A 17,990-nucleotide genomic window follows, 5' to 3' on the forward strand; every position below is an offset into this window, starting at 1 on the left:
GAAGCGCGCCAAAAAGTTCTTGTGGAGAGCAACTTCGCCAGAGGTACTGATTTCAATAAAGATATTACAATTGAGTATATTGTCGAACATTATCTGGAAAAAGCCAAATATACAATGAAAGAGCGTTCTTACCTCGTTGAAAAACAATGTGTCGAAAAAGTTATCGAGTATTTCCATCTCAAAGGTCTGATATATTTTCGTTTGCTTACGCCAAAGTCTTTGCAAGACTTTATTGTATGGCGTAAGGAGACAATTACCCCTAGAGGAAAACCACCTAGTAATGTCACTGTTAACAAAAACATTGCCGCAATCAAAAGAGCGTTGAATTTAGCATCTAAAAATCAACTAATACCGCAAGATCCTTTTGCAAACGTTAGTTTAATACGTGTGGATAAGGAAGACTCTCCACGAATTTTTTCCAAAGAAGATATTCGAATCATTGAACAAATGGCAGAAAAGAGTACTATTAAAAGTGAGATATTCTTTTTGGTTCGTACGGGATTGCGTGTTAGCGAAATGGTCAATCTCGAAATCGCTGATGTTGATTTGGGAAAAAATATTATTATTGTTCGATCTGTAAAAGCGAAGAGTCGTAAAACACGCTATGTTCCAATCGTCAAAGGTTTAGGTATCAAACTACAGGAACTTCTCAATGAGGCGAAGGCAAATCAACGTTCTTTGGTTTTTGTAAATAGCCAAGGAAATAAACATTGTCTTCGAAATATATTACGGCGTTTCCGAACTATCCTAAAAAATGCAAAAAAATATGGTGTAGATATTGAAGGGGTCAACATCCACAGCCTTCGAAAAACGTACATTTCGCATATGATTATGTCAGGACAAGATCCCGTTAAGGTAATGAAAATTGTTGGTCATCAAAGCTGGGAAACTATGAAAAAGTACTTATTTTTGACTGAAGAATATTTACAAGATGTGCCAAGTTTATTTTGACAAAATTAAATACAAAACTCAGAATTATTCGCTCTCGTAGAATTACCAATGTTTTTATTCGATTTATTTATTGTATAAATCGACACTGAGGAGATATACGAAAAAGAGAAAAGATGTTCTTCAAGAAGAACATCTTTAAAAAATTTCCAATAATTATATTCAAATTAAGCCTTATTATTCTTTTTCACAATAAACGGAGGTACGTGTTGCCCCATATAGAGGTGTTCCTGTACTTAAATGTACTCCCTTACATGTTTTCACTGTTCTAGTTTTTTTTCCAGTCTTAAGGTCCGTTATATCACATGTTGTTTTACTATAGAAAATAGTACCGACTGTAAAACACTCTTCTTTTGTACGCTTTGTAACGGTATATTTTTTTTCTGAATGTCCGTCAATTCTTACTACTCTTCCATAATTTGGTCTCGGAGCATAGCAAAATCCTTTTTCATTTACATAACCCCTTTTTATCTCTTCTTGACTGTTTATATGTGTATTCATTTTAAATCTATGTTTTCGATGTTTCGACTTCAATTTATCTTGCTTATTTTTTTTCTTTTCTTTATCTTTTGCTATTTCATTTATTCTCTTTGTGCTAGTTTTTTCTGTAGATACTCTTCTATTGCTTTCATTTTGAGATTTTTGGGTTCTGTCTCTTAAATACTTATCAAAGCGCCAACTTTTTTCGATCTGTATAGAACTTGTACCACCAATATTATTTCTGTATCTTTCAAGTAACTCTTTGTCTTCAAGACTTTGATTTTGATTGTTTTGCTTAACTATCTGCTCTATTATGTTTGTGCTTTCCCTTTCAAAACTTTGATTTTGAGCAGCTAATGGTATTGTAAAACAAAAAATCAAAACAATGATAATTGGGGTAGATTGCATCATAAAATCCTTAAATATAATTGGAAATTCTGGTTATTTTTTTCGAAGGTGGAGTATGGTTATTTAATTGTTGACTACTTGTTGATAGTAGTATTGAACTATCACGGATCTATATCCTTTGTATACATAGTCATCAAAACCTATAACTCCTTCACCTAAAATCATTAAATGATTAGAGTCTAATGGGACAGGTTTCCACTCATACTTTCCCATATCTAAATAATTTTTAGCTCTCCTACTTATCAAAACAAGACCTATAACTTTAGGAAACGCTTCATTATTTTTATAAGAAAATGTTTTTTTTTCTCTATCCCTATTTTCCTTGCGGAATTTTTGATCCAAAGATCTGAAGATGTTATCTTTGCTTCTGTAAGTACTTAAAATTTTTGGTGTCCCCTGAGAAGTCAAATCATATATGACTAAACAATTATCAAAAGTTGTCTTATCACTTACCGTAATTTTCAGATTTAATTGGCTGTAAGATCCTATGCTCATTGTAAGAACTTGTCGAACAACTTTTTTTTCTGTCGTGCTTGTTTTTTCAACACTTTTTTCACCATCTTCATTTTCGATTTTATATTTTTTTACTATATCAATAGTCACCGTTTTCTCTAGACTTGGCAAAGGAAAATTTTTATATGCTAATTTTGTTCTTTCAAGACATTTATCAACCTCATAACCAATAAAATCATTTTCTGCCGCAAAGCTCTCTCGTACATATGGGTTTTCTAACCCTTTAATATCATCAAATATCTCTTGGCATTGAGTCGACGAAATGAAGGCAACCATGATTAAAATAAAAGTTACTTTCATATTATACCCTTTCAGTTTAGTAGCTATTTATTAACAAAAAACTAATATCCCTTCTTATTTTCGCGATGATTTCATTGATTTGACGGAATCTGGTCTGTTTTTTTCTATCTTAAATGCCATTGGCTACCACACTCCGTAATCCATGAATCAACGCGGTGCAAAATGAACCACCTGATGCATGGAAATTATGAACTGTAAAATTCAATATTGCAATTTTATTTTTTACAAAAAAAATTTTGTAATGATTGTATAATCTATTTTAGTAAATATTTTGGAAAGGAAAAATATGGAAAACTCTCTAAACAATGCTGAATCCGAATTTCCACTTAAAGCGGTTGATTATGAAGACATAAGAGAAATTGATGGTCAAGATACAAGACAAAGCATCACAATCAGAAATTATAATTTAGTATCGGAGACTGCAAAAATTTATAGATGGAAAATAAATGAGTTGGTAAATTACTCTCTCGAAATATACTTTGCCTTTTTAGACATAGATCTTGAAAACAAAAGTGTTACAGAATCTCAAAGTTTTATGCGATTGAAAGAGTATGCTAAATCGTACTACATCGAAGAAAAAGAAGCCATTCGTTATGCTATCGATATTTTTTCTGGCTTATACACAAACAACTCTCTTGTCAAAATACAGAGTCATCAGCTTGTAAAAGGAAACAAAAGAACCGTTCAAGGAATTATATCTGAATTATTGTCAGAATACTTAAAAGACGATACTAATATCAAAAATCGAAAAGACAATAGTAAAAAAATTAGTATAAAAACAAAGCGAGTTGAGATTTCAAGATTCGCAAAAAACAAAAGTAGTGAAAGAAAAAGTATAACAATAAAAAATCACAACGTAATACGTACAGTGGCTGAATTTTATAGGTGGACAATAAATGAATTGGTGAATTACTCCCTTGAGATATTTTTATCTTTGTTAGATATTAATATAAAAAAAGAGCAAGTCATAGAATCTGTAAGCTTTTCTCGATTGAAAGAATTTGCTCAAGTTCATGGTATGCAAGAAGGACAAACTATTCGATATGCTATTAATATTTTTTCTAGACTATACCATGATGGTATTTTTAAAAAGATTCAGAGTTCATCTTTAGAAGAAAAATCGATCAAGAAGGCTATACCTTTACTAGTTACTGATAGCTTAAAAAACTTTTTTTAGTAATTTTTTCTGTTACAAATGCTGAAAGTGATCAAGTAAAAGTACTAAAGTAAAAAAAACATAAGTATTCTTGCAACATATGGAAACTATAGAATGGATGCAAAAGATGCATTTGTCAACATCACCTCAAAAATGGATCTAAGCATTTTGAGCTCTTTAGAATCTTCATTTTTATTATAATACAAAAAATATCAAGCAACGCTTCCCTCCAACTTGGTAGTACTATGGTAGAATTCAACTCTAATTCTTGGCCAATTTAGCCATGCAAATTGCGCAAGTTTACCAAAAGTAACGAATAGTAAAATATAGATTAAATAAAGAAAATATAAAGGTTTAATACTTACGGTAGATTATAAAGTCACATTAATTTCTAATCTGTGGGTCGGGGGTTCGAATCCTCCTGGGCGTGCCAGTATTTTCAAGCCTCACGGCCGAAATAACCCCACTCCAAAAACAGCCGTTTTTTGGCAAAAAAGTCCCCTTTTTGATGTTTTATGTCCCCATATGGGCCCCGCTTTTTGTCCCCAAAAACCACTAAATTAACCACTAAATCATTTAGTACATGTTACAATAATGTATTTTTATGAAAATATACCACGAAACCCTTTTCATCATAAAAAAATACCTTTAACAAACCACTACATTAAAAATGTTCTTGAAATGCTATTGTCTGTAAAATAAGCCATAAAAAAAGCCAGCGCTATGGCTGGCAGGCTTGTATTCGTGTTTAGTTAAGGTTATTTTACTTTCTTTTGCGCAAGTATCCGATAGCGAATATACCGAATAGGAATGCGATGTATGTTGACGGTTCTGGAACAGCTGCAAATTGACTCGTTACTTGCTCGATAGTTAAAGCTCGATCGTAAAAAGCAATTTCATCAAGCACGCCATCAAAACCAAAGTTTTGATTGTCTCGAAAACCGATTCTTGCAACGTCTGGTATGGATCCTTGGTATGTCTCAATAGATGTATCTTCTGCTTCAAGAACACCATCGATGTATATTCTACGAGTAGTTCCGTCTTGAGTGTATACTATCTGTGAAAATTGGCCTATAGCTATTGAATTTTGACTCACTAATGCTCCACCGGTATTAGGAAATTGGTCAAATAATACTCTACCGCTACTATCAAGAAGTAAGTAATTACGTGTGTCTGCATTGTTAGTATTAAACTCACCATAGATAGCGCTTTGCGGGCTAAAACTATTCGCGTTTACCCAAGCAACTATCGAAAAACTGGTATCTGAACCGATAATAGAATTATTTCCCAAATCAATGCTTGAGTTTCCATCGAAAGAAAATCCTTGGTTGAAAGCCCCATTAGGAGAGATAGATACTCCGTTCAGAGTTCCATTTGGTCCACTGTTTCCCGACTGGTCATTTGCAGTATTGTCATCAGCATCATAAAATGCTATTAAACCATCTGTTGTTATCGGAGCAGCTGCGATAACACTACTTAATACAATTGAAATTAAAATAAGATATATCTTCCTCATATAGATCCCCTTAATCATAGTTGTTTATTTCAATTTAGAAATACATAATACCACAACAAATCCAACAAAGTCCAAGTCTTTCGGGTGCTTTTAGAATTCTTTGTCAAATGTGCGGATTTCGCACATTTCTTAAATAATTAGCAAATAATGCCTTAAGCATAAATGTGCGGAATTCGCACATTTATTTTTCTTGATTACAGCGAAATAAATGTATTTGTTTTGAGTCAATTTTATCAGAAAATTTATCATTTTTTAAATTATAGGCTTTTTGTAAATTCACTGGGTAGTGGTGATTGTGTTGAAAGAGATAAATTTCATCAAAAAATCTCAGGAATATCATTCAAGTAGTTTTCTGTTAAATACAGATACTTCTTCATTGTAGACCAACTCTCATGGCCAACAATTTTCATCACTTTAGCGGGATCTTCTCCCGACATAATCATATGCGAAATGTACGTTTTTCTTAACGTATGTATACTAACACCATCGATGTTAACACCTTTACCTTCCGCTTTACGCAATATTGTCTGAAATCTCCTTAAAACATTGCGTAAGTTATGCTTTCTTCCTTTGCTATTAACAAATACAAGCTTTCGCTTCTCATCATTTGCTCTAACAACAAGAGTTTTCATCAATTCTAGGATTGATTTAGTCATTGGAACAAATCTAGTTCTTCGAGATTTAGCTTTGTATGAACGAACAATGATCTTTTTTTTCTCAATATCGCAATCACCAACTTCAAGATTGATCATTTCACTGGCACGCATGCCAGTTCTCACCAAAAAAAATAGCTCATTCTTTACAACACTATCTATTGCAAGCTCCTCGATTATCTTGACATCTTCTTTTGTTAAAATACGCGGAGCATCTTCTTTATCAACTCGTATTGCTTTAAAACTCTTGAAAGGGTTATTGGGAATTAGATTATAATCTTTTCCATACTTGAAAACCCTCTTAATACTTGCTATATTTTTATTAATTGTGATATCGCTTGGGGGAGATCCCCGAGGCGTAATGGTCTCCTTACGCCACATGATAAATCCTTGTAGATGACTACTTTTAAGGTAGCGACACAACGTCAAACTTTCTTCGCTAAAGTATTCCAGTACTTTCTCGATGCATTGCTTTTCAACTTCAAAGGAGCGCGTTTTCATAGAATATTTCGCTTTTTCTAAATAACGCGCAACTATTTCCTCAACTGTGATGTCGATATCATAATCTACACCGCGCGCCAAATTGTTCTCCGTCAAGATCTTTTGGCGTGCTTCATAAATTTCTGCGTTTTTTTTAGAGTCAAAACCACTCTTTTTTCTTCGATTCTCCTTTGAATCTTGCCAACAAGCAACCCAACATTTCCTATCCTTTCGGTAATGAACCATGTTGTTTTTTAAGTCCTTTCATCAGAGGAATAATCTCATGCTTGTTTATACAAGCTTTAGAGCCTGGATATTCGACATGGATATTGCCACCGATTATCATGTCGTCAATTTTTCGTCTAGAACATCCTATCCAAGCCGCAGCTTGATCTTTGGTAAGATAATTTTTATTTGGAGCTGAATTCTTAGCCATTAGTTTAGAAATCAACTTGTCCTTTTTCTTGTTCTCTTTCTCCAAATCCTTGATTCTCTTTTCATTTTGCTTATCTCTTTTTAAAAGAAACGCAACTTTTTCCTTTATACTCAAGCGGTCTCCTTTCTTTCGGTCTCTCTCGCCATACTTTGTAATTCGGTATAACTCACAGTTTCTTTCTTTATTCCAGTGTAGTAATCAAAATTTATATTTTCCTTCTTGATCCAATTTGATATTGTTTCCGCGATCATTTCTCCCAGCAATGCCTTTTGTTTTGCAGAAACATCCTCCATGAATTCTTCAAATTGGAATCTATCCCACATGTGGTCGATGATTGTTTCGCCACAGGGCGCCACCCCCTTTACCGTCAATTTTTCAACCGACCATATTTCCATCGAATACAAATCCCCATCTTCTTCGATTACAGAGATAGCATTGCATATACAATCTTCCAAATTTTCAGTTCGATGGCAAAGAATATCGAACATGCTTATCGCATATCCATCGAACTTTCCAAGGCGATGATGTAATTCTTCTAAAGTCATATGGTCTCTTTCATTTCTAATCTAGCAAAAAGTCTATTCATGAAACGAACACCCTTCTCCGTCAAAAGGTATCTGTCGTTTTCCTTTACGGCATAACCTTTTTTTACAAAATCATCAATGCTTTTCATGATTACCTCCTGTCCAAGAACCAAACTTTGAACATTGTCTTCTCGGGCCATAAACTCCAATGGCACAACAATTTCAAAATCTTCCATACCCTCTCCTAAACAAAACAAAACTCTTCTTTATCTCGAATCTTAATCATTGCTATTTTCGGACTAAAACTACCGCGATACTTGTATGCTGGTATTAGATGACGACTAAAATATTCACAAAATTCCTGTTCACTGCCACCAAAATGCTTGGCAATTAACTTTTGCGTTTTCATCGCAAATCCTGGAAGACTTTTTCTTATCCAGTTCTCGACCTCTTGCGTAGTCAATATTGGATATTGTTTCTCGAACTCTTCCTTTTTATCGGCATAGGTTGGTTGTGGATCTGCGATCGGAACATTCGCTAAAACTGGAATTGTATAATCACCACTTTTTGTATCAATCGTTTGCGATGCGACTTCCATTTGGTAATTTTCTTCATCCTCAGGAGTCCAAAAGCTATCACTATACAACCTGTAAAACTTTTCACGATCGTAACCGTTTTTGTGGTTTTTCCAGGCATCTTCTAGAACATCGTTCCATTTTTCAGGGAGTTCATTGTTTTCTTCTGGAACGTCTTTTTGCACAACTTTCTCAACAGTAGCTTCTTCTCGAGTAATTTCCTTTGGAGGAATATTTTCCTGAACAAAAACCGGACTTTATTTTGATGGTACCATCGATGATGGTTCTAGTGAGACTAAGGAGTTTACATTCTTAGGCAACTTCCTTCTGCAAGGAATGATCAAGACCAATCAGAACGTAACTTTTCGTGTAGAAGAAGGTATTGAGGTAAATTCCAAAACATATGTGAAAACAACCGATTTACTCATCAATGCCAACACAGTAAAAGAAATCGATCACGTTCTTTTTGGTTCGTACGCGAAAGTTTCCATCATCAATGCTTCAGGATCGCAAGCAACAGTAGTTACAAATATCCATTATCGCAATAGCGATTTGTTACATCAAAAGAAACATAGTCTAACAAAGCTAGATATACATACAACACTCATCGTTAATGGCGGAAATCACACTTCACCGTGGATTGATGTTTCAGAGTACGAAAGTCTAAGCGGTATGGTCAAAACAGATCAAAACGGTACCTTTAGAATTGATTATAGTGATGATGCAAGCACTGTATTGGCAAGCGATACCTCTGGCTATACCGCAAACACTACACCAGGATTTACGGCAGAAAAAATAGGTCGATACGCTCAATTTGTTTTTGAAAATGACTCAGGTGCAGATCAAACGGAGTTCAATTATGTCTTGTACGGTCGTATCTAACAGTAAATATCTATGTGTCTCTTGCCAGAATATATCTGAAGAAAAAAGCCGTCGTTGTAAAAAGTGTAATGCTATATTTTCGATTGTAAAAATTCCGGCGTCAGTGCAAGTGAGCTTGCCGAAGCCGAAAACAGCAAGCGAAATAATGAAGAGAAAAGCCATCGGTAAACCGCTAAAAGGATTTGAATTCATTGGTAGCTTGCCCAAAAAATTTTCGATGGTGATACATGGTGAACCAGGCAGTGGAAAAAGTTACTTCGCTTTGCAAATAGCAGATGCCATTGCCAATAACTCAAAGAGAAAAACCTATTATGTAACCTCAGAAGAAGAGCTAGAAAACTTAGATTTCCAAAACAAAATAGAGTACTGCGAACCAAGTGAAAACCTAATTTTTGAGAGTGTAAAAAACAAAAAAGAGTTCCTAAAACTTATCAGAAACAACAGTGCAAACATAATCGTTGATTCCATAAGCGACCTAGGCATAACCGCCAAAGAAATCAAAGAGTTTCGCGAAGAGATAGGAACATTTATTTACATCTTACATGTGACAAAAGACGGTGACTACAGAGGAACCACACAACTAATACACGATCCCCAAGTACAAATAGTCGTTGCAAAAGGCATTGCCAAAACGAAAAAAAACAGATTTGGAATGAGTGGCCAAGAGTACGAAATATTTACCAAGGAAGACTAATATGGACTTTATAGACAACCTAAAAGAATCAGGGATAACCCAAGTTTCGTGGGGTGGCTCTGGATTCGCATCTTCATACCTTGCCCACTCCAAGGCAAAACAAATAATGAACAGCCTAGAAGAAAATACATGGTTAGGTTATGTAATGCCTGGTGCCACAAAAAAAGTCGTTGCCGTCGGTGCTGCGGTTGTTGCAACTGGTGCGACTTCCATCGCTGCATCGATCATTTCTCCAGAGAACAGAAAATACGTATGGATTGGCGGTTTTCTCTCGCTAATTCTGATACTAACACAAGAAGTTGTAGGTATTGGCAGCGGTGGAAGTATTGGTAACTCTAGTGAAGGGGTAAATAACGGTAGCGGTGAAGGTCAATCAACTATACCAACTGAGCAGGAAGTGATTGACGCTATTCACAATTTACCAAACCAACAAACGATGCAAGAACTCAAGAAAACAGGTTTCATTGATGCCATCATCGAGAATAACAATACTCTAATAGTTACCGTTGGTGACGATGTTATTTATTCACCAATTGGATCAGCATATATCGTTGATTCTTCCACTATGGAAATATTCCTAAATGAAGCGCTCTTTTTAATCGCAAATGCTCAACAGGTAGAAAACGTCGAAATTCGTCGAAACTTTGGTAACCAAGATAACATTAACTCAACAATAGACCGAATTTTAGACCAAGCTCAAAAATACAACAAAATTACCATTCTCCGAGATAAACCCGTGATTTCTTGGGGAACTGTAAACGCATCTTAAAGGAGGACCTATGTCTGATATCCAAAACATTAGCACCGAAAAAATGTCTTTTATAGAAACAATCAAGCACGACTTGAAAAACACATCATATCGAATTTATGTGATGTTCTTAGTGTGTATTACTTTATCTGTATTCTTAACCGCTTGTGTTTCGGGAGTGGGACCATCAAAAAGATTTGTGAACACAAGTTACGAAAACTCTCAAGAATTGTTCCCTGTTGCTATTTCGCTAATTGAAAACGCCAACGCCGATATTCTCAAAAAAGCTGTGCGAAAAGAAGACCAACAAGCAATAGAACAAGCAACAAAAAATGGCCTGGAGATATACAAGATGGGCCTGATTCGAAAATTTAAGAACTGGCGTTTTGATATTAAGAAACAACACGAAATTTTACAAAGCCATGACAAAAAAATTAAAAAGGAGTAGGTATGCCGGATATAAACGAAAGCTCTCGCGAAAACATCTTTGAAGATCTAAAAAAAGAATTCATAAACGAAGCTGGTCAAGAAGTGTGGAATGAAATCAATGAGATCGGTACCGACACATTGAAAGATTTGGCCAAGGCCAAATTTTACTCTTTGGTAGGAACGGAAGCGGATAAAAAACTGGCAGGAGCGGCCGTGGCTATGATCACTGACAGTCTAAAGGATCTCATAGGCGCTGCAACTGATCAAGCCGTAAATTACGCACTTGAAAGACTAGAAAACTTCGTTTCGAAAATAGTTTTCCGGGAGATCATTAAACTTATTGTTTAATAATTACCTGAGTACATTGGCTACAAATTGTAGCCAATATTTCAAATCACGGATTACCCACCTACATTATTCAATTCATCGAGTTGACTTTGTAAACTTCTCTTGTCTTCCTGTAGTTGGCTAATCGTATTTTCTAGCTCTTGCGTCTTGCTTTTTAGTAGCTCGTTTTCTTTGTCGAGTACGCTAAATTGTCTTTGTAAAGATTCTTTTTCATCTTGTAGTAATTCGGCCTTGTTTTGCAAAGAAACATTTTTGCCTTGAAGATCTTCTACTTCACTTTTTAGATTCTCGACTTCTGCTTGTTGTGCTTCGTCATGATTTTGGATTACCTCTTTGGCAAAATCACATACATTCTGCGACACTTCTTGGATTTTATTTGAAATAATAACCCGCTTGTCATCGCAATATATTTCTAATAGTTTTCTCTCGTTTTCTTCAGCCATTACCATTTGGTATGTAGAAACTTCTTGTGTTACTTCAGACATCTTATCCCTCTCAAATTTGGAATCATATGCATTTATGTTATTGTCGTATTTTACGATATTTATTTTAATTTTGCACTACAATTAAACCTTTAGTAATAGCTTCATTGTATATGGGATGATACTTAGAATCACAAATTATTTGGAGAGTTCAAAATGGCTATAAAAAAATTATTCGCAAATGAAATAGTAACATCGGTCAGTTATGCAAAGATAGTAGATTTGAAATCACCAGGTGTAAACGGTGGATCTTTTGTTTCTGGAGCGAAACAAACTCGTGATTTAAACACAATACAACATGATCCAGATTCAATAGTAAAAAACCTCAATACGAACCAATTTACATTAGATTCGGGTGTTTACATTGTAAACGCCTGGGCCATTTCTAATCGAGTTAATAGCAATCAACTTACAATAGAAAACATAACGGATGCCATAACTTATTTGGGCCTTTCAGAGTCGAGTAATTCATCCGTGAGTTTCAATGCCAAGTCTTTTGTAGAAGCATATTTTTCCATAGATGCATTAAAATTTTTTGAAGTGCAACACGAATGTCAAACAACAAAAACCATAGATGGTTTCGGAATGGCTGGAGGTTTGAATAACGAAATATATACAAGTGTTAGTATATTGAAGATTGGTTAAGGATAAGGCAAATTTCGTTTTGGAAGTTCAGTAAATACTCAGAATAGTTTAGTAATACAATCAATTTACTCAAGAAGTTTTCGATATTTTGAAATTTTTTTGTCACGTTTTTGAATATTTTGCAGGAGAATGAAACAACACCATTAAATTCTTAGGAGGAAAAGATGTCTAGTAACAAAGAAGCCGTTACTGAAATGGCAAAAGATTTGAAAGCTGTCGATGTGGGGACAAAGCATGTAAAAGAGAAATTCACGAAGTGCGGGGGAAAGATTAGCAACTAAAATCCGCACTTCGTAATCAAATAAATTTTATCTTAACTTTAGGGAACACACTCAAAAATTTTACATTACACTTTTTGAAAGTGGTTAATGAGAGGGGTCTTGTCCTCCTCATTTTTATTTTGCATACTTTCATCGTTTTTATTTTCTTGTGATTTTTCATTATCATTTTTAAACAAAAAACTTTTTGTTTTTAATTTACGAATAGGCTCCGGAAGTATCGACTCGCTGAGTTTTTCATTTAATACTTTATTATCAATAAAACCTTTTCCACCACGAGGCTTACACAAATCTAGAGGTATAGCTTTTTCTTTATTATTAATAAAATCGTGGATGTTTTCACATCGAATATGTTCATCATTTACAGTTTCTTTAAGTTTATTTTTATCAATTTTGTTTGAGTAAAGGATTATTTTTATCTCTGACGAACAATCAATTTTATCTAGGAATTGATAGTCATCTTGAAAATATATAGGTGTATACTCTTTTATAAAATTGGATATATAATTTCTGAGATAATTTTCTGCTTCACTTATAAGTATGACTGCCATATTTTTAAATTCAAAACTATTCATTTTTATCCTGCTTTGCTTCTCTAAGATAAGAACCTTCTTGTTTAATGGCTTCTGTATAATTTTCTCCATAGGAGAAAATATTTACCATACTTTCTTTTATTTTTACTACATCTATTCCAATTTCTTCGGCCCATAAGATCACATTAGAGTACAAAATTAAGGATCTAACAACAAAAGTAATCTCATATTTGAAGAAGTTTTGAAGATTACCTGACTTTAGATAATTTAAATTTTCAATCGTGTTTACTTCATCGAACCAATCACCACAATATTTTTTAAATTTACTAATATTATACTTTTGAGATGTTTCTATATTAGTAGTAGAGAAATAATTTTGATTACGACCAATCCATCGCAAAAAATCTTCGGAATCTTGGTTTAATCGGTTTTCTCGTACTAATTTTAAAGCTTTTTTTAGGGATTCCTCACCGCAATTTAATTTCCGACAAGAAACTAAACTGTTGTGATAAGAAAAAAATTGGTAGCACGATCTATCTAAAAATTCTAATCCATAACGAACTGGAAAATTCTCAAAATCAAAATTAGTAAAGTTCAGGGCTTTACCATGTACCGTCAAAAAGTAAAAAAAACTTAATTGGTATAAAGCAAAATATTGAACCTGTGTTTCTCTTTTTACCAAAGACAACATCATTCTCCAAAAACCTTGAGTAACCAAGTCTTTGTTTACTTTAATATCACTCCCATAAAACTGAAATTGAATCTCTTCTATAAATTGCCGAAAAACAGGCTTAAGAAATTTCTTTTCTCTAGAAATAGTTGTTGTAATTGACAGGTCTGATCCTAAACATTTCTTTTTAATTTCTTCTTCTAAAATTTCTCTCGCGTTCATTCCTCAAAATTTCTTTTTTGTGTAGTGAGTAGCTAGAAAGTAACTATGACAATGCCTAAAACCTCTTCTAAACATACTTTTAAATTAATTTTTTTTCACAAATAATTTACCTTACAATAAAGGTTCCTAACACCTTTTATAGTAAAGGAGTCATCGTATTATGACTAGTAAAATTTTGATGTTATTTGTTGGTATAGTTTCGGCTCTAATTGCAAATAAAGTTACAGATAAACTATACCTTGAAGTTTGTTTAATTTCAGTTTGTTTAGTCGCAATTGTTTTCCTGTAAAAGCAATTGCCAATACTAAATACATTTTACATTAACTTCTTTTTTTTGGCAATCAGGAAAAGGTAAAAACTTATACAGTATATTTGCCAAGATTCCTGTAATATTTTCCCCTACTATCTTGTAGGGGAACCCCCTACAAAAAAATAGATAAGTAATATGTTAAATCCTATAGTTAAATTTTAGATAAGGAAGATAAATCATGGGAAAAATTCATCAAAAACAAATTTGCGGATTAGAAAACTCGATTTCTTTTATAAAGAAATATTACAACCTTGTGGAAAATCATAATTTTCCACGAAATAAAAAAATATTTTCCTGGATCAATCAAGCCTCAAAATTTCTTGTTGTTGAAGATATAGAGAAGACATTGAAAGCTAAATTGCCAGCGCTGAATGTTGTAGCAACATTATTTAACATTATGATTGATGATTTAGTTGATGTAGCTTGTGATAAAGAGCTAACTAATGACTTTTTGTGTATATTAAATGGAAAAGAAAAAAACAAAAAAAGTTGTAGTTACGCAAACCTTGCGTCTGAAATACACGAATACTTAGTGAATAACCTTAAGAGTTTACCTAATTATGAATTATTCGCACCAATGATGAAACACTTTATAAAAAGGTTATCTTTTTCTTTTCAGGTAAGTTTATCGATAAACAGTCAACCTCTGTATATAAAGAAAACATGGCTAGTAAAACAAGACATCGACCGCATCATCGAAGTATTGGCTCCTCCAATTCAAGTTTTTCCATATGGAGTGATGAATATGATGTCGTTAAATAAAAAACCGACAACGTCTAATTTAAAGTCAATAAATCAAATTCTAAAGTGGGCTGAACAGTATATGATTATTAGTAATTGGCTGGCGACTTGGGATGTTGAGGTAGCACATCAAGACTATTCTAGTGGAATATTTGTATGGGCATTCCAAAATAATATAGTGTCTTATAAAAATATAGAATCAAAAAATACTAATAAAATAAAAAAAAGAATAAAGTCTTCGAATTATTACCGTTTTTTTGAACAGAAAATGAATTTTTTGATAAAAAAAATATCGACTTTTGAGGGAAAAATTAAAGCATTCAACTTAACCGACTATATATGCAAACTACAAAAAATACATAAATTACATCAAAAATCTAAATCTATTTTAAAATATTAAGGATCTAACATGTTCCCACGTGCTATAGAGCTAAATTCTCAAACAATAAAAGTCAAGAAGTATTATGAAAATACCGATACATCATATCAATCTTGGGGTAATAATAATGCATACGCAATGCATTATGGATACTACGATTCCAAAGTTCAGAACCATATTGATTCTTTAGTTGAAATAAACCAACAAATATCAAGAACAGCAAAACTAAAGAAGGGATCTAAAATTTTAGATGCAGGTTGTGGTGTAGGAGCAAGTTCTTTTTGGTTAGCTCGTCAATTTTCGTGTAAAGTTACAGGTATAAGTATTGCAGATCACCAAGTACGAAAGGCCAAAAGCACTGCAAAAAGAGAGGGCTTACAAAAATTAACAGAATTCCAAGTTCAGGATTTCAATCAACTATCATTTCCAGATAATAGTTTTGATGTCGTTTGGGCTCAAGAAAGTTATTGTCATAGTGAGAATATGACGCTAACAATAAAAGAAGCAAATAGGGTTTTAAAAGTGGGTGGTTTACTTATTGTTGCAGATTGCTTTTTAGTAAACAACTTTATTCCTTCTTGGCAAAAAATGTACCTAAATTTTTGGATGAATGGTTGGGCTATTCCAAAACTTGAAACAGCAGGCTCTTTTTATAAAACTTTAACAAAAAATAATTTTAGAGTCGAGAGAAAAAGAGATATTACAAGTAATATAATACCTTCTTCTCAAGAAATCTATAGTAGAGCAATAGAGAACCAAAAAGAAAAAAGAAATCACATTCAAGTTCAACACACAAACAGTTGTATATATCAAAAAAAATGTCTGGATTTGAATCTTTGGAAATATCTAATTTTTATTAGTAAAAAATTACCCTAATATGAGCATAGGAAAAAATTATTATTGATGCAAGATTGAAGAGGTCACTTTTGTAAGAGATTGACCTCTTCAATTTATTTCAAGAAAAAGTTTTCGATAGCTATAAAGATAATAGCGCTAACTATACCGCTTACAAAAAAATGATGCCAGTTGTTGCAGAAAACTTCCCATAATTTTTTTAATTCTCATATTACAAAATTCATTAGAGTCTCTTTGGACAGTTTAGACTTGCAAAACAATTCATTTACCAAGTCCTACTGCACAAGGAGGTATTTTCAATTGAAAGTAAATGGAAACAAATGTAACTTCTGCAATCTATTTATAGGCGTTACAATAGAAATGTAACTACAAAAAACTGTCAAGCTTCCATCAAAAGTATTTCAACTACCTAACCCCAACGAATACCTCATAATCTTGAGAATTAAAGGTTTAAATTCAAATATATATCGTCGACATCATCTTGTGTAATACCAATGTAATCCAGTGTTTCTCTCGGAGTGGAATGATTAAAAAGCTTTTGGATAATGGTAATGTCTTTACCTGACTGATAAGCATGATACCCGAGTGTTTTACGAAGCGTATGAGTGCCTATTTTACCTTGGACTCCAACGCTTTTAGCGGCATCATTGATAATTCGATATGCACGTTGCCGTTTTAGAAAACCTTGCTTTTTTCTGGAAACAAAAAGTGGTTCATCCGTTCTATAATCTCTGGTTTGTAAGTACTGTTCTATGGATTTTCTGGCGTTATCCCTTATAGGGAAATCTTTGTACTTGTTTGTCTTCTTCTCGCGAATAGAAATACGATCCTTTACTTTATTCTTAGAAGTAATAACATTCTCAACTCGCAAATTCAACAAATCGCTAATTCTTAAACCAGAATTTATTCCTAAAACAAACATGCAATAATCACGAAGGCTGTTAGCTTTCAATATTTTTTTTATCGAATCAATTTTTTTCTTATCACGAATTGGTTGAACAAATTCCAAAGTTTATCTCCAAAAGAATTGAAAAATACATAAATGTGTTTGTGGTTGGTGGTAAGTATCATTCAAAAATATAGTTCTTGAATTGTATACTATCAAATGCGGCTCTTGTATTTATTATACAAAGATTCCAGGCGAATTGCGAAAAGATACACAATATCGTTTTGTATCTTTCGTCTGATTATATCAGATAAAATTACTTAAAACAAAAAAGCACCGTTTTCTGAGCTAAATGACATAGGCTCTATTATTACGGCAGCAAAATGATCTAACGTTTCTACTCCAAAGCATCTAACTGTCCTCTGGACTCTTACTGTATATTTAGTGAATAATATAAATTTAAGTGGACAAAGGTTTTCTCATGAATAAAATACTTTTACCTATCTAGAAAACTTCTCAAATAAGATTTCTGCTTAGTTCTACTTGAGATTTAGTACTCAAAATTTGTTAGCGAGAACATTTTTTGAAAGAAAAAAAGGCAGCAAAGGCATTGTAGGAGTTGAAAAGCTTCATGAAGAAAACTCAATAATGATAGAGAAGCAAGTCGTAGTGTATCTGGTAACCGTCCTTATTTTGCTGAACTAAATACTACTGATAATTAACTTGATCCTAAAAGTGTCCAGCAAACTCTAATGATAACTTAATATTTGTCATTTATTGATTAAGTACTCCTTAAAGTCGACGTTTTCTTATTTTCATCTTGACAGTTTCAAGCCAAACATTGAATCTTGTTCAAGTAGCCGTTACAAAAAAAATTTACTACTTTATTAGTAATTTAG

At 33.3% G+C, this 17,990-nt stretch carries 22 protein-coding genes; 10 read left to right on the top strand and 12 right to left on the bottom strand.

What is annotated here, in order from left to right:
- Nucleotides 1-21: 21 nt before the first annotated feature.
- Nucleotides 22-951 (top strand): tyrosine-type recombinase/integrase, encoded by a 930-nt coding sequence (locus UABAM_RS13925; protein WP_151968614.1) that lies wholly within the window; start codon nt 22-24, stop codon nt 949-951.
- A 174-nt stretch (nt 952-1,125) separates the two neighbouring features.
- Here the strand turns inward: UABAM_RS13925 and UABAM_RS13930 are convergent, their stop codons facing one another.
- Together UABAM_RS13930 and UABAM_RS13935 are read right to left on the bottom strand one after the other, a co-directional pair.
- Nucleotides 1,126-1,839 carry a hypothetical protein gene (locus UABAM_RS13930; RefSeq protein ID WP_151968615.1) on the bottom strand — a complete coding sequence of 238 codons (714 nt, stop codon included), beginning with the start codon at nt 1,837-1,839 and terminating at the stop codon, nt 1,126-1,128.
- A gap of 60 nt (nt 1,840-1,899) precedes the next feature.
- Entirely contained in the window at nt 1,900-2,649 is a 750-nt protein-coding gene (locus UABAM_RS13935; protein WP_151968616.1) for a hypothetical protein, read from the bottom strand.
- Nucleotides 2,650-2,935: 286 nt separating this feature from the next.
- On the opposite strand from UABAM_RS13935, the gene UABAM_RS13940 reads away from it, so the two are divergent.
- Nucleotides 2,936-3,826, top strand: coding sequence for a hypothetical protein (locus tag UABAM_RS13940; RefSeq protein WP_151968617.1), 891 nt, complete (start codon nt 2,936-2,938; stop codon nt 3,824-3,826).
- A 742-nt stretch (nt 3,827-4,568) separates the two neighbouring features.
- On the opposite strand, the gene UABAM_RS13945 is transcribed toward UABAM_RS13940, so the two are convergent.
- The 6 genes from UABAM_RS13945 to UABAM_RS13970 form a co-directional block, all read right to left on the bottom strand.
- Complete coding sequence (locus UABAM_RS13945) at nt 4,569-5,321, bottom strand: LamG-like jellyroll fold domain-containing protein (protein WP_173013316.1); 753 nt, start codon at nt 5,319-5,321, stop codon at nt 4,569-4,571.
- A gap of 317 nt (nt 5,322-5,638) precedes the next feature.
- A complete protein-coding gene (locus tag UABAM_RS13950; protein WP_151968618.1) occupies nt 5,639-6,700 on the bottom strand; it encodes a tyrosine-type recombinase/integrase in 1,062 nt (353 codons plus the stop codon).
- Nucleotides 6,678-7,004: a MerR family transcriptional regulator gene (locus UABAM_RS13955; RefSeq protein WP_151968619.1), complete on the bottom strand. Its 327-nt coding sequence runs from the start codon at nt 7,002-7,004 to the stop codon at nt 6,678-6,680. Before UABAM_RS13955 ends, UABAM_RS13950 begins: the two co-directional genes overlap by 23 nt.
- Nucleotides 7,001-7,435, bottom strand: a complete 435-nt coding sequence (locus tag UABAM_RS13960; protein ID WP_151968620.1) for a hypothetical protein — start codon at nt 7,433-7,435, stop codon at nt 7,001-7,003. Before UABAM_RS13960 ends, UABAM_RS13955 begins: the two co-directional genes overlap by 4 nt.
- Nucleotides 7,432-7,650, bottom strand: coding sequence for a hypothetical protein (locus tag UABAM_RS13965; protein ID WP_151968621.1), 219 nt, complete (start codon nt 7,648-7,650; stop codon nt 7,432-7,434). Before UABAM_RS13965 ends, UABAM_RS13960 begins: the two co-directional genes overlap by 4 nt.
- An 8-nt stretch (nt 7,651-7,658) precedes the next feature.
- Complete coding sequence (locus UABAM_RS13970; protein WP_151968622.1) at nt 7,659-8,174, bottom strand: hypothetical protein; 516 nt, start codon at nt 8,172-8,174, stop codon at nt 7,659-7,661.
- A gap of 151 nt (nt 8,175-8,325) precedes the next feature.
- Here UABAM_RS13970 and UABAM_RS13975 point away from each other — a divergent pair, with 151 nt between their 5' ends.
- From UABAM_RS13975 to UABAM_RS13995, 5 genes are read left to right on the top strand one after another with little or no spacing between them, the layout of a single operon-like run.
- Nucleotides 8,326-8,871, top strand: coding sequence for a hypothetical protein (locus tag UABAM_RS13975; RefSeq protein ID WP_151968623.1), 546 nt, complete (start codon nt 8,326-8,328; stop codon nt 8,869-8,871).
- The gene (locus UABAM_RS13980) at nt 8,849-9,565 is read left to right on the top strand and encodes an RAD55 family ATPase (RefSeq protein WP_173013317.1); all 717 of its coding nucleotides are present in this window, start codon (nt 8,849-8,851) and stop codon (nt 9,563-9,565) included. The genes UABAM_RS13975 and UABAM_RS13980 overlap by 23 nt, the downstream gene beginning before the upstream one ends.
- A gap of 1 nt (nt 9,566) precedes the next feature.
- Entirely contained in the window at nt 9,567-10,334 is a 768-nt protein-coding gene (locus UABAM_RS13985) for a hypothetical protein (protein ID WP_151968625.1), read from the top strand.
- A 10-nt stretch (nt 10,335-10,344) separates the two neighbouring features.
- Nucleotides 10,345-10,761: a hypothetical protein gene (locus tag UABAM_RS13990; protein ID WP_151968626.1), complete on the top strand. Its 417-nt coding sequence runs from the start codon at nt 10,345-10,347 to the stop codon at nt 10,759-10,761.
- 2 nt (nt 10,762-10,763) lie between these two features.
- A complete protein-coding gene (locus UABAM_RS13995; RefSeq protein ID WP_151968627.1) occupies nt 10,764-11,090 on the top strand; it encodes a hypothetical protein in 327 nt (108 codons plus the stop codon).
- 53 nt (nt 11,091-11,143) lie between these two features.
- Here the strand turns inward: UABAM_RS13995 and UABAM_RS14000 are convergent, their stop codons facing one another.
- Complete coding sequence (locus UABAM_RS14000) at nt 11,144-11,575, bottom strand: hypothetical protein (RefSeq protein WP_151968628.1); 432 nt, start codon at nt 11,573-11,575, stop codon at nt 11,144-11,146.
- Nucleotides 11,576-11,728: 153 nt separating this feature from the next.
- On the opposite strand from UABAM_RS14000, the gene UABAM_RS14005 reads away from it, so the two are divergent.
- Nucleotides 11,729-12,217 carry a hypothetical protein gene (locus tag UABAM_RS14005; RefSeq protein ID WP_151968629.1) on the top strand — a complete coding sequence of 163 codons (489 nt, stop codon included), beginning with the start codon at nt 11,729-11,731 and terminating at the stop codon, nt 12,215-12,217.
- Nucleotides 12,218-12,563: 346 nt separating this feature from the next.
- On the opposite strand, the gene UABAM_RS14010 is transcribed toward UABAM_RS14005, so the two are convergent.
- Together UABAM_RS14010 and UABAM_RS14015 are read right to left on the bottom strand one after the other, a co-directional pair.
- Complete coding sequence (locus UABAM_RS14010) at nt 12,564-13,070, bottom strand: hypothetical protein (protein ID WP_151968630.1); 507 nt, start codon at nt 13,068-13,070, stop codon at nt 12,564-12,566.
- Nucleotides 13,063-13,920, bottom strand: a complete 858-nt coding sequence (locus tag UABAM_RS14015) for a hypothetical protein (RefSeq protein WP_151968631.1) — start codon at nt 13,918-13,920, stop codon at nt 13,063-13,065. The genes UABAM_RS14010 and UABAM_RS14015 overlap by 8 nt, the downstream gene beginning before the upstream one ends.
- A gap of 488 nt (nt 13,921-14,408) precedes the next feature.
- On the opposite strand from UABAM_RS14015, the gene UABAM_RS14020 reads away from it, so the two are divergent.
- Entirely contained in the window at nt 14,409-15,371 is a 963-nt protein-coding gene (locus tag UABAM_RS14020) for a hypothetical protein (protein ID WP_151968632.1), read from the top strand.
- 9 nt (nt 15,372-15,380) lie between these two features.
- The gene (locus UABAM_RS14025; protein WP_151968633.1) at nt 15,381-16,226 is read left to right on the top strand and encodes an SAM-dependent methyltransferase; all 846 of its coding nucleotides are present in this window, start codon (nt 15,381-15,383) and stop codon (nt 16,224-16,226) included.
- Between the two features lie 421 nt (nt 16,227-16,647).
- On the opposite strand, the gene UABAM_RS14030 is transcribed toward UABAM_RS14025, so the two are convergent.
- Nucleotides 16,648-17,214, bottom strand: coding sequence for a site-specific integrase (locus UABAM_RS14030; RefSeq protein WP_151968634.1), 567 nt, complete (start codon nt 17,212-17,214; stop codon nt 16,648-16,650).
- Nucleotides 17,215-17,990: the final 776 nt, after the last annotated feature.

It is taken from the genome of Candidatus Uabimicrobium amorphum, assembly GCF_009002475.1.
Taxonomy (GTDB): Bacteria; Planctomycetota; Uabimicrobiia; order Uabimicrobiales; family Uabimicrobiaceae; genus Uabimicrobium; species Uabimicrobium amorphum.